The following is a 14,800-nucleotide window of genomic DNA, read 5'->3' as shown; positions in this document are numbered from 1 at the left end:
CATCTCCCTATCTATTCTCAAGCTCAAATTCCTTCATAGAATTTACTAATTGCTGTACACCGTGTACTGGCATCGCATTGTAAATACTTGCACGCATACCACCGACTGAGCGATGTCCTTTTAGCGTAACAAGGCCGCGTTCTTTCGCTTTTTGTAAAAACTCATTGTTCAGCTCTTCTGACGGTGTTGTAAACGGAATGTTCATAAGTGATCGATACGTAGGATCAACTGGTGAAGTAAACAATTTTGATTCATCTAAGAAATTGTAAAGAAGTGAAGATTTCATTCTATTCTGTTCTTCAATCGCAGATACGCCGCCTTGCTCTTTCAACCACTCTAGTACAAGTTTCGTTACGTAAATACTAAAGGATGGCGGTGTATTATATAAGGAGTTATTTTTGCTGTAAGTTTCATAGTTTAACATCGTAGGACAAGAGCGATCTGCTCCCCCAATTAAATCTCTTTTTATAATTGCAATCGTTAAGCCCGCTGGCCCTAAATTCTTTTGCGCTCCCGCATATATAAGGCCGAACTTCGTAACATCATATTGTTCTGATAAAATATTTGAGGACATATCCGCAACGAGCGGTACTCTATCTAAACGTGGAATGTCCACATATTTCGTACCCTCAATTGTATTGTTCGTTGTAATATGTATATAATCTAGTTTTTCATCATTTGGTAAACCATCCAGTTTAGGAATTGTAGTAAACTTCTCTTTTTCAGAAGAAGCAAGCACTTGTACTTCCCCTATTTTTTCAGCTTCTTGCATCGCCTTTTTAGACCATGAGCCAGTTAATACGTACCCTGCTTTTTTGTACGTATTCATTACATTTAACGGTATCATAGAGAATTGTAATGACGCACCGCCTTGTAAAAACAGTACTTCATACTCATCAGGAATGTTCATTAATTCACGAATTAGGCTACTTGCTTCATCTATAATACTTTGAAAATAAGAAGATCGATGACTCATTTCCATAATAGACATGCCTGTCCCGTTATAATTTACAAGCTCCTTTTGCACTTTCTCTAAAACTGGCAAAGGGAGTATTGATGGTCCAGCTGAAAAATTATATACTCTCTCCATCACCCTGATAACCTCCCTATTTCTTATTTTCATTAATTTTTAAACTTTCTGAATTATAACCTAAAATATAATACGTGGTCAATTTGTTTTCTATTATTACGGCGTAAGACGCAATGGAATCGCTTGCATGTGCAAACTACTTTTTATAAACATACAAAAAAGTGTTAAGTACATAATCGTACTTAACACTCTAGTAATAAAGTATAATTGCTAATTGTCCGTGAAGAACCGATCAAAAATTTGATAAATAGCAGAAAGACCAATGAGCCAATAAATAGTGTCCACAAGCGCCGGCATAGAACCAAACCATTTCTCAACTACATTGTAATCTAACGCTACAAACAACCAATTCAAACCGCCAAGAATCACCAAAATTACTGTAAGGTAAGACAAAAATTTCATTATGATTGCCCCCTAGGTGATAAGATGGTGAAAGGCCTTTCACTAGAAATATATGTGGTAAAATTCAAAACTTACCTATTTAATAAAAATTATTTTCGATACCAGCCGTTAATAACTGCCTCTGCTTCTTTACTATGTATTTGATACGCATGCGTACTATTATGAGAGCCAATAAACCAAATTGAAAAACCTTTAAAATACGGTTTCGTTTCTAATATATCTCGGTAAGCACGCCATCCGTTTAATTGTACGTCCTTTGAAAACACATTAGATACATCTGGATTCCACGGATTTTGTAGTCCAAGTTCACGTGCTGGAACGTTAAATCCACCAAAATAAACCGGTTTTCCTGTTGCATTATGTAATTGTTCTAACTGCTGCACAACATTTTGCCCACGATTATATACTGTTGTGGCAAATAAACTTTGCTTCACTTCTTCGTATGATGGATTTCTTTTTCCTGAAACTTCAAACCAACTATCAATACTAACAATATCCACCTTTTTTAAATATGGACGATTTATTTTTTCTATAAACTTCGCTTCATAAGATGGATCAAAGCTTGCTGTTAACCACCAATTCATTTGATACAAAACATTTCCTTTATATTGCTGACGGACGAAATCAATCGTATCGCTCCAATATCCTTCTGCATATTCCATATTCACGAAATTAGAGGCAATCTTGAGCCCGTACACATTGTATTTACTTGTAATCGAATTAAAAATATCTTGTAGAATAACCGTTTTCCAATTCCAGAAGAAATCATTAATATTACTCGGATTCCATTCCGTTTCCCCAACATTTCCTTGCTGAATATATGGGAACGGTTCCACAATAACTTGAATATTACGCTTTAATAATTCTTGAATTAAAAGAATAGCCTGTTGCTTTTGCTCTTGATTAATTACCATGTTCGTAGAAGTTACATTCGGAATATCTACCTGAATCGGTACATTTACTGTATTTAAATTTAAGCGCTCTACATCAGCTAACACTTTCGCCACATTTCCAACTTCCCATACCGTTACATTTCCTGATTTGATTTTTCCAGATTGAACAGTATTTACATCAGCCTGTACATTTCCTTGAAAACAAAAAGAAAACAACATAATAAACACTCCTAAAAAACTTATTAAACTCTTATTTTTCTTCACAACTTTCCCCCTATAATTTTTGGCATTCTTGCTTATTCTATACAATGTTTCACATATATTCCACAAGAATATTTAATGAAATTTCATCAATAAAAATGCTATTCACCCTTTATCCATATCTTATTCATACTAACCTCCTAAAAATAGTAAGATAAATAAAAAAGGAGCGTATTTCCGCTCCTTTTTTATCTTTTTAAAATTGAAGTTATTGGATTTTTTCTGATAACCTAACCACATCTATTTTTTTATATAAATAAATTTTTATACTCATAAATGTATCAAAAAATTTTTATCTATATTCGCTTTTTGTTTGTATTACTTTTATATTTACTTCATTAGATTGTTTAATATCATCTTTAAATTCTTGTTTGACTTTTTCTATATCAGCTGCAGTACCACTAACTAGAATCCCATCGACTGGTTGTCCTGGACCCTGCACATAACGTTTTACTCCTATAAAGATAGCAATAACCACCACATAACTTATAATTTTTTTCACTAGAATACTCCTTTAATTAATGATTTATATCTGGATTATAGATGTGATTTTTTCATAAGTTAATGACTTCTATCTAACTATCTAACTTCTAATCTTACAATATTGTAAGATTAGAAGTTACAACGTGTATATTTTATGTCAGAAGACCCCCTCCTTAATTTGTTTGATGTTGGGATAGCGTTAGTAAATAGATGGGAGATACTGTCGAAAAAAGATAAAAATGACTCGATTATTTTTTGTAGATTATACACAAACATTTATGTAAAATATTTATATATAATCAAACGAAAATGCAATTCATCTACTTTTTATACAAAAACCAAACAAAATTGATGAATATTATTAATACCAATAACAACATGAATCAGTACAGAAAACATACTTTCATAAGTGAAATACTAAAAAATTGAAAAGAAAACATTATGGATCCTTGAAAAAATTACAACCCTATGAAAAACAAGATTGTAACCAAAAATAGCCTGAAAAGAGGGAGAAAATTATGGAACAAAGGAAATATTCAGTAACACCTCAAGATCGAATGAATTATATACTTGGTCTTTATTCCGCAAATCAACAAATTAATGCCGTTCTTTATTTTCCTATAGGTATATCAAAAAAAGTACTTGAACAATCAGTAAGAATAACGTTACAATTACAGCCCGTTTTAAACAGCCGTTTTGTAGAAAGTGATATGCCTTACTGGGAGGAACATTCATCTAGTACTAACTCACCAATTTGTTTTTTTGCAGAAGGAGATGATCAAAATCTTGAAGTGATGGCAATAGATTTTATAAAGGAATCTGGAGATCCTATTCAAGGGCCTATGGTTCAGACAAAATTATTACGAGGCACTTCAACAAATATATTAGTTGTTAAATTATCTCATCTTTGTTCAGATGGTGCTGGAGTCAAGGAATATATTAATTTGCTGGGAGCAATTTATACTCACCTTTCTCTGGGACAGTCTAAGGATGAAATTATAAAGAGATTTAATGCAAAAAATGAGGGTTTTCGCGATCAATCACCTGTATTCAAATATACTGGAATAACAGACATAAAAAGTGCGTATCGTCCCAGCCAAGAACAACAAGCAGCATTATGGTCTTTTCCATCTCAACCTAACAAAAATGCTTATCCAAAAATGGCCGTGCGACAGTTAAGCCGTGAGCAAACTCTACGTTTAACCCTATGGACTAAGGCACAACAAGCTACCTTAAATGATGCAATTCTGACTGCATACTTCCGCTCTTTATCACATTTCGCTGTGTATGCAGAACCTCGTACCGCAGAAAAAATGGTTGGTTTAACAATTGATTTACGCCGATATCTCCCTAATCATACAACTGGTTCAATTTGCAACTTATCCGGGATGGAAATGCCAGTGATTAAAATGGAAAATGATGACTCATTTAATCAAACTCTAGTTCGAGTCAAAGAATCAATGGATACAATAAAATCTCAAAATCCAGGTCTTTCTTCAGCCGCAGGAATGGAGTTACTGGCAAGTAAAAAGCTATCTGAAGTTAAGGAAATGTATAAACAGCAATATGAACGGGCTTTACAAATGGGAATGGCTTTGCCGTTACTTACTAATTTCGGATCGATAGCTGATGAACCTATTAAGTTTGGTGAAGTTCAAGCTCAGGACGGGTATATAACATCACCAATTATGTATGCACCATTCTTTACAATGGGGGCAAGCTCTTATAATGGGAGACTTACATTTACAATTGGTTATCATTCGCCAGATACTACAAAAGAAAAGGTAGAGCAATTTTTAGAAAGTGTGGTCAATGAACTATCAAAATTGTAACGGGAGTATCACCCTAAGCTCAATAAGGTAAGTTTATAAATCTAGCCAAGAAGAGTACTTCCTCAAGGAACGCGAAGTGAGTATGTGAGAGATGAACTGGCTTCGGACATAGGATATAAGGAAGCCAGTTTAGTTGTTCGCCATACATGGGGTACCGGCCCATTCCCATTAACCTAAGAAAACAGATGTGAGATACTTTAAAATATTAGCTTGATGCACATGGTTAGGCGCCCTCAAATGCTTGGATTAAAATCATTACAAACAGCTTAAAAAATGCTGCAATAGAAGTTATGCATATAATCAAAAAAGGACAAACTATCCAAGGTGAATAGTTTGTCCAAAACCATAAACTCTATGGTTTAACAATATATAATTCAGTTCCGCTAAAAGTCTTTTATTCTCTTTTCATATCCTACTATTTTTGCATCCGAACGAACAATAGAGAATTAGAATAATGACTTAATACTTGCTAGAACAGTAAGTATTCCTATAACAATTACAAATACATTACTCATTTTCCCTTTGTATTTAGCCAGTACTGGTACTTTATTGATTGCATACATCGGTAATAGACATAAGATAGCAGCAACTAACGGACCGCTAAGGGCATCAATGATTCCAAGAATACTTGGATTTGTATATGCAACATACCAGCATGTTAATACGACAAAAGTAAGAATCATTGTCTTAACTGTTTTTTCTCCTATATCTTTCCCACGTTTTTTACCGGACTTGATAATCATGTCACGCATTACCTCATACGCTCCTATATAATGGCCAAGGAAAGACTTTGTAATAGCCACAAACGCAATGATAGGAGCCGCAATAGTAATTACTGGCGAATTAAGCTCATTAGCAAGATATGATAGGATTGACAAGTTCTGTTCTTTTGCCACCTTAAGATCATCTGGAGTCAAACTTAAAGTACTGCTCCAAACAAAGAACATAACAACAACGAATGTCATGATATAACAAACTTTTTGTATTTGAGCACACTTGGCATCAGTAGCATCTATTCCATACGTAGCTCTCTGTTTCATAACGAATGACGAAATCATAGGAGAATGATTAAACGAGAATACGATGATTGGTAGTATCATCCATATTGTTCCAAAATATCCTGTTCCAGTTGAAGCAGTAGAAACACTTGAAAAACTTAGCATTGACGTATTCCACTGTGGAATTAAAGATATTGCGATAAAAAGTAGAGAAACAATGAAAGGATATACTAGCATGCTCATTATCTTTACAGTAATATCTTGACCAAAATTTAGTATAGTGATAAGACCGAGTACTAATACAAGTGATAAAATGGCCCTTGGAGGCTCCGGCATGTGCAATTGATGCACAATAAAACTACTTGCAGTATTTGTAAGTGCAACCGAATACATCAGCACGATCGTATAAATTGAAATGAAATATACTATGTTAAAAATGATACTTGCCTTATTTCCGAAATACTCTCTTATTGTACCTGTAATCCCCTCATCAGCAGAATTAGAAGCGTATATCATTTTAGCAAGCGCCCTATGTGAGTAATACATAACAGGATATGCAAGTATGGTAATTAGCAGCAATGATAATAAACCACCTGAACCTGCATTAATAGGTAAGAAGAGTACTCCTGCTCCAATTGCTGTTCCAAATAGACTCAATGCCCAGGTAGTATCCTGTTTATGCCACTTTTTAGGGTCTAGATATTTCTCATTTTTTACTGCAGTATTATCAACTTGAAATTCTATGTTTTTTGCAGTATTCCCATTCATATAATAATTCCTCCTAGTTTTCTATTCTTACTTCTCTATTTAAGGCATCGGAATATAGACCGTTCTTGAAAAATGAATTGCTTATAAAGTGCGCCACATCGTATATCCTTCTTCTAAGTTAATCAAAATCAAAAAATTGGCGAAGCATCAACCTGACGGGGTTGTTACAAATTACAAAATATCCCAATTATATAGTGGTATATTTTATTAGTAATTCCCCCAATATACAGACATCCTTAGGCGAACAATAGAGAATAGATTGTTAACTTTTTCACAATATATCCGGTAATTGTTCATTGATTTGATTATTTCTCTCCAAAGATTTTATTTTTAATGGCAATCCCTGTAGGTGTAGCTGCAATTCCACCTAAACCTGTCTCTCTTAATTCGCGAGGCATCTGTCTTCCAACTCTATACATCGCTTCAATAACTTCGTCAGCATTGATGATATTGTTTACGCCGGCTAATGCGATGTCCGCTGCTGCTAAAGCATTTGCCGTTCCAATGGCGTTTCTCTTTACACAAGGAATTTCTACTAAACCAGCGACCGGATCACAAACTAAACCGAGTAAATTTTGTAATGCAATCGAAAAAGCTACAGAAGATTGATGTGGCGTTCCACCTGCAGCTTCAACCGCAGCTGCAGCCGCCATCGCTGAGGCACTGCCTACTTCAGCTTGACATCCTCCGTACGCTCCTGAAATACAAGCGTTGTTTGCGACTATGGTTCCAAATAGCGCTGAAGTAAATAGAAAATGAATCATATCTTCATGACTTAACTGCAATGTATCTTTAATACTAAAAAGGACTCCCGGAATCGTCCCACTCGCACCTGCTGTTGGAGTTGCACAAATAGCTCCTAATGCAGCATTTACTTCATTAACACCGATAGCACTTTGAATCCCTAACACCATCAAATCTCCAGAAAGGGTTTTCCTATTTTCTCGATAGTTTTTAATTTTAACAGCATCACCTCCGGTTAAACCAGTTGGAGAAAATACACCGTCGCCCTCGATACTTTTATTTATAGCATTTTGCATAGTCGCTAAATTTCGTTCCATTTTACTCCAAACTTCTTCATAAGTAGATTTAGTTTGTTCAATTTCCTGTTCAATTGCTAATTCATAAATTGTCTTTTGGCTTTTATTAGCTGCATCCATAATTTCTTTTATGGCCATATACATATTTTTTCACTCCTTAATGTAACTAAAGAATAATGAGCTTAGCTATATTGCTTAAATTTCCTAATTCCTCCTGGACATTACCAGGCAATAGCGTATCCAAAGCGAATGCATATAAATATTTCCTGTTTTCTTCTAAACTATGAAAGTTGTTTATTTCCACATCATATTGTTTAAAGATCCTGCGTAAGACAAATTCAAAGTCAGCTCTTTCAGAAATCGCAATAATAACTGGCAATGGCCCCTGCAGATCTAAACTAAATCCGTCAATTTCAACATGTTTGATTTCAATTAATCCACCGCCAACCGAAATCCCCATCGTTCTAATACTTCGATTTTCATCCTCTAAATATACATCTGCCGTATTTGGATGGCCAGCAGGACTATCACCTGCTTCTTCAATAAAGGTAATTTCAATTCCTTTAGATTCTGCTATTTCAATAGCATCTGGCACTTTGCTGTCATCGGCAGCAAATCCTAATATCCCAGCAATAATTGCAAAATCAGTTCCGTGACCTTTATGGGTTTCAGCAAATGATTCATAATACCTTACCACGACTTTTTTTGGAAGACCTTGAAATAATTTATTGGCTACCGTTCCAATAGCCAAAGCACCTGCAGTATGTGAACTTGAAGGACCTATCATTATGGGCCCAATCACATCAAAACAACTTTTGTATTTAACAACCTTTTTTTCTTTAATAGATGCTACATTCATGTTCATATAAGCACCCCCATAATTTATTATTTTTAATTACAGTTGAATCTAAGTTATTAAAATGACTGATTCAAAACAAGATCTAATTGAATGCGCTTTCATTCTCGTGTCAAATACACTTTTCCTTTTGATCACATACCTTTCTTAGAGTAATCATGTGAGTATGTCCAAATTTAAAAGGTTACTTACAATGTCATTAGGATTTTTGCAAAAAAACTAGGTTTGATACTTTCTCTAGAGGTAATAAATTCTTTCTCGACGCCCTCATTATAGCTTGTATATTTATGAGTACAATATTTTTTTATTTTTAGAAAGATTGAATAAACAGAATCTTGAATGGGTAATAGATTACACTTAGCATGTAGCAATTGTGTCCTTTGTTTGAAGCTGTATTAGTTAGTAGAAAAGCAAAAATAACACAGAGTTCCTTTCATTAACACATTGATTATATTGGAAAATCATTATAATGATACTTATATTATCCTTTGTTGAAACATTTAATTTTGGACATGAAAGCTGTTGTAATAAATGATTAATATAGATAGCAAGTAATAAATTAATGAACTATAAAATCATTTTTGAATATTAATCATTAATTTTGCATTAATATTCATTGTCAGAAAAAAGGAACTTCTTTTTTATAATCTTAACTTAAAGTGATATTTTGGTAATATCCAACAATTTACACCATCCCCTTTACAGTTATGGAAACCCTAATTAGATTTAAAAAGAGAGAAGAGCTCATCGATGCTCCTCTCTTTTTTATTTACTTAAGATTACTATTCAAATTGCTTATTGCATCTTTAAGCTGACTTTTAAATTATAAACTTTAATTTCCATACTTCTTTACAAGCCGATAAATGAAAAAAGTATATGTTCCTTCAAAATTAAGTTATAAAAGAGTAATGTTTTCCTGTAACATATTATTCATCCTTCTATTCACAGACAGTACGCTTCCACACTAAATAAAATCTCTCCGTAAACGTCCAATAGCTCTAAAATATACAAAAATTGAAGAATATGAAAAAAACACTCTTATGAGTGCCCTTCTTAGCAACTAAGTCCGCTGCAACTATTATCATTACCCCGATGAATTTTGCCTGTAAGAGGAAATTTTAAGTTCATATTTAATTATTAAAATAAACCGCACCAAAGTTTTCATTAAATCTTTTACACCAAACAGAAACCGAACCATATTCACTTACATCTATCCCTTCAGGAATTTCATAGTTTTGGTCTCCTTTATTTCCCTTTAATTTTCCTAATTCAATATACTGATAGTTTTTCACGTCTTCATTATTTTTTAAGCGATTTGTAGGAACTAATACAACTCGTACATCTGGCCCATTAGATGTTGCAAAATCAGAAAGTCGTAAAACACGTTTTCCATCCGCTAATTGGTAAATTTTTGCCGTTCCAGTTGTTTCATGGACACCGTTTTGAAACTGACCTTCCCTTATTACTCGATCACTTTGTTGCCTTACTTCAGTTGATTGTATCTCTGCTTGTGGCAATGATTCATTTACGTGCTTATCAATAAATAATTTCTCTGGTCGGAACAATGACCATAAAATCCCCAATACAATTATCAAACCACCTATAAGCCATACATATTTTCTTTTCATAAAGTAAAAAACCTCCTGTAACATACTGTGTAGTAGTATGTTAACAAGAAGGTCTTTCATTTTTCTAACGTAAATGTTACAAAAGTCTTTCAGCCGTCTTATTTTTTTACTGATGTGATGGGAAGAGTGAACCAAAATTCACTTCCCTGCTTACCATCTGCGCGATTCCGTACACCAATTTCCCCTTTGTGCATTTCAATCAATGATTTTGCAATAGCTAATCCAAGTCCGGAACCTCCAGATTGTGAACTTCTTGATCGATCTGTTCTAAAAAAACGTTCAAATACGCGTAATTGATCATTTGGAGAAATTCCCATTCCTTCATCCCGCAAAGTGAATTGGACCTGTTGAGTTGGTTTATTTTCCACTACAGTCAATTCAATTGTTCCAGAGATAGGAGAATATCGAATTGCATTATGTAATAAATTACCTATGACCCTTTCTATTTTACAAGGCATAATCAAAAGTCGAGGTAATGTATCAGGGACATCCAATTGCACATGGATTTGTTTGTTTCCTAATAAGACAGAATGTGACTCTAATACATCTAATAGAACTTTATCTAAATGTGTGAAACTTGGGTGAAAATCTACTTGCTCAAACTCTAACTTTGAAAGATCAAATAAGTCGTTAATTAATCCATTTAATCTTTCTATTTCTTTTAAAACCGTTGCTAAGTATTGCTTTTTCATTTCAGGATCTTCAATCAGGTTATCTTGTAATGCTTCTATCATCATTTGCATGCTAGTCATAGGTGTTCGTAAGTCGTGTGAGATATTGGTAATTAGCTCCTTACGAGAGTTTTCCTGTTCCTCTAACTTAGTAAACCCTTCTTCTAATTTTTTTGCCATCTGTTGAAAGGCTGTTGCCAATTCTTTAAACTCACGTGGTTCTTGCCCAATTATATACATCGTTTCAAAGTGTCTATCACTAAATTGTTTCGTCAATTTTATTAAATTTTGTATAGATCTCATGATAGGACGTGTCATTAACCAATAAATAAACGTTGAAATAATGAATGCCACAAATGCAATTACTGTTAATAACCGCGTTTGTTCCGGTTCAAGTAACATTTTCGTATCACTATACCATATAGCAATTACCATAATACTAGTACTTAATAGATTCATGAGTAACAATTGAATACGTAATCTCATGTTTCATTTCCTCCATTTGGCTCAAAGCGATATCCTATACCCCAAACCGTATGAATCCAACGATTCTTTATCGTATGCTTCTCGAGCTTTTCACGTAAACGACTCACTAACACAGTAACTGTGTTTGATGCCCCTTCATGTCCAAAATCCCAAATTAATTCAAGAAGCTGCGAGCGAGAAAATACTTGTTTTGGATGCTTTGCCATGAGATAAAGTACCTCAAACTCTTTCACCGTTAACTCCACTTCCTTATTACAAACAAGTACATATCTTGTCTTTGGATATATTTTCAAATCTGGAAACTCTATCACTTCCAATAAGGATTCTTTCGCTTGTATTTGTACATGGCTTCCTCTTCTTAGTATAATTTGAACCCTTAATACTAATTCACGAGGGGAAAATGGTTTTGTTAAATAATCATCTGCCCCCATTGTTAAGCCTAAAATTCGATCCCTTTCCTCTCCCTTAGCAGTTAACATAATAATAGGGACATTTGATTGTTGACGAATTTCCTCGCATAATTCCCATCCATCTTTTTTTGGCATCATCAAATCTAATATAATTAAATCTGGTTGATGTGTAAGAAATAAATCCCAACCTTCTTTACCATTTACAGCGGTATAAACTTCATATTCTTCTCTTTCTGAATACCGTTTGCATACTTCTCGAATATTTTCTTCATCTTCTACGATTAAAATTCTTTTCTTCATATACTATCCTCACTTCTTTTTCACCAATAACAAAAAAATTTTTTCTATTATCCAATAAAAATATCTTTATAGGTAAAGATATAAAAACTAATCACATAAATAAATCAGAATTCTACATTTCACCCTCGAAACGAATGAAAATTCGGAAAATAAATCATGTAATACAGATAGTAATCTTAACATTTGATTACTTATATGACTAGATAAGTATTTAAAATAGTAGTTTCTAAATCATATATAAATTAAAAGAAATGAGTCCGATTCAACATCGAACTCATTCCTTACTAGTAAGCTAAATTTTTGTATCTAACTTTTCAGATACAATTCATTTCCGGTTCTCTTTTCAAACTTAGCAACAGAACTGTTATCTATTACTGAACTCTTGATAGATTCCATGCTATAGTATCAGTCCCATTCTCTCCATTACCATATTTCATATAATCGATTAAATATCCTACCTTTAACTTATTACCATTAGATAGTATGTTCCATTGCTTATGGTGTCCAGTGAAATTCTTTGGATATGCATGATTAAATTTAAAAGTACTTGCGTTCTGTTTTTGATCTAAATGGATATAACTATCTTGAAGTTTTAAATATGCATAATCTGAATAAATAGGATTTTGAAATTTAATTAATACCTCTTCATCCTTTTTAATTGGTTTTCCAGGTTTAGGTTGACCTACTCTTTCAATAATTACATTCACTTTTTCATCGCTAGATTTTTCAGCCCAAAGATACTCCCATTTATTCCCTGCATGATGACTTCCCAAATAAGCTGTATTTCCATATGAAGCCACGGTATAAGGAACTCCTTCTGTAACAAATTCACCTGAATTATCTACTACATAATCTTCAAATTCTTTATTAGCTTTAATTTCAGTATCAATCTTTTGTGTAGGCGTTAGATTGTGTGCGTCATTGATTTCAAATGTAACTTTTCTGTGCGCAGCAATTTCAGATTTAATAGGGTGTATATTTTCTCTAGACTCATATGTAAATCCATTTTCACGTTTAACCAGTGTTACTGTTTGTGACGGAGCATTCCATTTCTTACTATAAGTAGTAGGAATATCTTTACTCACTCCAAATAAACCAGGTAAAATTGTTGCCCTAATCTTTTGCGTCACAGAATCATAACTACCTTCTACTAATGTTGGTTGCTGTAGTTTTGCAAAAGCTCCGTGTACAGAGTCTTTATGTAAATAACCGCGATCTCCCTGTCCCGCTTTTAAATCGTTCAATGCATCAGTTCCATTATTAGCTGAAACCACTGATACGTTATTAGTACTTTTAGCCTTGTTTACAATATGATTTACTTTTTTCGTATCTATATTTACCTGTTGAAAAACTTCGTTATAGGATAAAACTGGCTTATCAGCAAGAGATTTGTCTTTAGGAGTATATACCCTAAACTTTGGTATATTTCCTATATCTGTTTCTAATTGTTCAGTAGCTGCATTTACTCTAGACTCATATCTCCCTGAATCCCCCAAATGCATAATTTCTTCACCTTTTTCAATAGATAAATCCATTGTACTTGTAGGTAAAACTTCAATCGAAAGAAGTTCCCCTTGTTCAACAGCTTTCAATTCATCCAAAGATAAGACAATATTCGCATCTGCTTGTCCTTCTAAACTGTCAATTACGACTTCTGTTTTATTCCGTCCACCTTTTTCTGTACTTAAATAGTTTGCTTTATAACGATCTTGTGTTGCCTTTACAGTATTAATAATTTTGTTTCCTAAACGAATATTAAAATGAGGCGAAACATTTTCAGCGGATGCTGTTCCTACATTCTTATATTCCAAATGTACACGTAATTTTGCTGCGTTCGCTGTATCCACAGTTGTTGCAGTAGACCAATCAAAATTATTTGTATAACTCTCCGTTTCCGTAGTTGTTTTTGAATATCCGTATCCCACATTTGCTGAAACACTTCCGGAAGGAACAGGACCGGCTGCTGAGCCTTCTACACCACCTGAACCACTTAAACCTACATTAAATGAATGTTGTGTAGATACACTTTTTTCCCATCCTCTACTAACTGATCCACCATTATTATCCGTAATGGTTGCAATAGGAATTACTTCAATTCGTTTGACACCAATTTGCAAATTCGGCATGTTGGCAACTATCGGATTGAAATTAGTATCAGAATCGTTGTTATAATTCTCAACCTCATACATATCAGTAAAAGGATCACCATCCGTATTTGCATTCATAGGATTCGATATAAATTTTGGTTTCCCTTTATCCTTCTCGGGATCCCATGCTTTCGCTTCATTTTTTCCAGTTTGTGAATTGAATTCAATTTTATATCCATTAATCTCTAAGTCGTTGGAAATACCATCTTTATCCCAATCTTTGTTTGCCATTTCAATGTTTTGTGTAATGAGTGAACCTATTTCCCCATCAGATCCGAGCGTGAAATTCTTATCTTCTTTTTTTACATCTGCATTCTCTTTGAATATTTCAACTGTACCTCCTGGATTCGGTTGTTTTACATCTGCTAAAGCAGGAGATGCTAAAGTCAGTGCCATCGATACACTACCTAATACACTAATTGCTGGCTTCAATTGTTTCATTGTTATTTTTCCTCCTTTGTTTCTAGATCCATTAGAACACCTACTAGTAAGATTAATTTCATCATATATAACAAATCTTTCTTTTCTCTCTCAT

Annotated in this window: 12 protein-coding genes; 1 reads left to right on the top strand and 11 read right to left on the bottom strand. The window is 33.8% G+C overall.

Annotation, left to right across the window (positions count from 1 at the left end; all coding sequences use genetic code 11):
- Positions 1 to 7: 7 nt before the first annotated feature.
- The 4 genes from serC to JDS99_RS10890 all read right to left on the bottom strand — a co-directional run bounded on the left by serC (position 8) and on the right by JDS99_RS10890 (position 3,148).
- Complete coding sequence (gene serC / locus JDS99_RS10905) at positions 8 to 1,090, bottom strand: 3-phosphoserine/phosphohydroxythreonine transaminase (protein WP_199695072.1); 1,083 nt, start codon at positions 1,088 to 1,090, stop codon at positions 8 to 10.
- 210 nt (positions 1,091 to 1,300) lie between these two features.
- Complete coding sequence (locus JDS99_RS10900) at positions 1,301 to 1,492, bottom strand: DUF378 domain-containing protein (RefSeq protein ID WP_000670803.1); 192 nt, start codon at positions 1,490 to 1,492, stop codon at positions 1,301 to 1,303.
- A gap of 89 nt (positions 1,493 to 1,581) precedes the next feature.
- On the bottom strand, positions 1,582 to 2,649 hold the full coding sequence (locus JDS99_RS10895) for a glycoside hydrolase family 113 (RefSeq protein WP_199695071.1): 1,068 nt from the start codon (positions 2,647 to 2,649) through the stop codon (positions 1,582 to 1,584).
- Between the two features lie 289 nt (positions 2,650 to 2,938).
- Positions 2,939 to 3,148: a hypothetical protein gene (locus JDS99_RS10890; RefSeq protein ID WP_242475724.1), complete on the bottom strand. Its 210-nt coding sequence runs from the start codon at positions 3,146 to 3,148 to the stop codon at positions 2,939 to 2,941.
- Positions 3,149 to 3,647: 499 nt separating this feature from the next.
- Here JDS99_RS10890 and JDS99_RS10885 point away from each other — a divergent pair, with 499 nt between their 5' ends.
- Positions 3,648 to 4,961 (top strand): condensation protein, encoded by a 1,314-nt coding sequence (locus tag JDS99_RS10885; RefSeq protein WP_199695070.1) that lies wholly within the window; start codon positions 3,648 to 3,650, stop codon positions 4,959 to 4,961.
- Positions 4,962 to 5,407: 446 nt separating this feature from the next.
- Here the strand turns inward: JDS99_RS10885 and JDS99_RS10880 are convergent, their stop codons facing one another.
- The 7 genes from JDS99_RS10880 to JDS99_RS10850 all read right to left on the bottom strand — a co-directional run bounded on the left by JDS99_RS10880 (position 5,408) and on the right by JDS99_RS10850 (position 14,706).
- A complete protein-coding gene (locus JDS99_RS10880; protein ID WP_199695069.1) occupies positions 5,408 to 6,727 on the bottom strand; it encodes an aromatic amino acid transport family protein in 1,320 nt (439 codons plus the stop codon).
- Between the two features lie 305 nt (positions 6,728 to 7,032).
- Complete coding sequence (sdaAA, locus tag JDS99_RS10875) at positions 7,033 to 7,911, bottom strand: L-serine ammonia-lyase, iron-sulfur-dependent, subunit alpha (protein ID WP_199695068.1); 879 nt, start codon at positions 7,909 to 7,911, stop codon at positions 7,033 to 7,035.
- Between the two features lie 22 nt (positions 7,912 to 7,933).
- Complete coding sequence (sdaAB, locus tag JDS99_RS10870) at positions 7,934 to 8,632, bottom strand: L-serine ammonia-lyase, iron-sulfur-dependent subunit beta (RefSeq protein ID WP_033716175.1); 699 nt, start codon at positions 8,630 to 8,632, stop codon at positions 7,934 to 7,936.
- Between the two features lie 1,121 nt (positions 8,633 to 9,753).
- On the bottom strand, positions 9,754 to 10,251 hold the full coding sequence (locus JDS99_RS10865; RefSeq protein WP_002017161.1) for a DM13 domain-containing protein: 498 nt from the start codon (positions 10,249 to 10,251) through the stop codon (positions 9,754 to 9,756).
- Positions 10,252 to 10,349: 98 nt separating this feature from the next.
- Entirely contained in the window at positions 10,350 to 11,408 is a 1,059-nt protein-coding gene (locus tag JDS99_RS10860; RefSeq protein ID WP_137015031.1) for a sensor histidine kinase, read from the bottom strand.
- On the bottom strand, positions 11,405 to 12,118 hold the full coding sequence (locus tag JDS99_RS10855; RefSeq protein ID WP_199695067.1) for a response regulator transcription factor: 714 nt from the start codon (positions 12,116 to 12,118) through the stop codon (positions 11,405 to 11,407). The genes JDS99_RS10860 and JDS99_RS10855 overlap by 4 nt, the downstream gene beginning before the upstream one ends.
- A 371-nt stretch (positions 12,119 to 12,489) precedes the next feature.
- Complete coding sequence (locus JDS99_RS10850; RefSeq protein ID WP_199695066.1) at positions 12,490 to 14,706, bottom strand: binary toxin-like calcium binding domain-containing protein; 2,217 nt, start codon at positions 14,704 to 14,706, stop codon at positions 12,490 to 12,492.
- Positions 14,707 to 14,800 lie beyond the last annotated feature (94 nt).

Origin of the sequence: Bacillus cereus group sp. N6 (assembly GCF_016483705.1) — a bacterium.
Taxonomy (GTDB): domain Bacteria; phylum Bacillota; class Bacilli; order Bacillales; family Bacillaceae_G; genus Bacillus_A; species Bacillus_A wiedmannii.
This window is presented reverse-complemented; position numbering and strand designations above follow the sequence as displayed.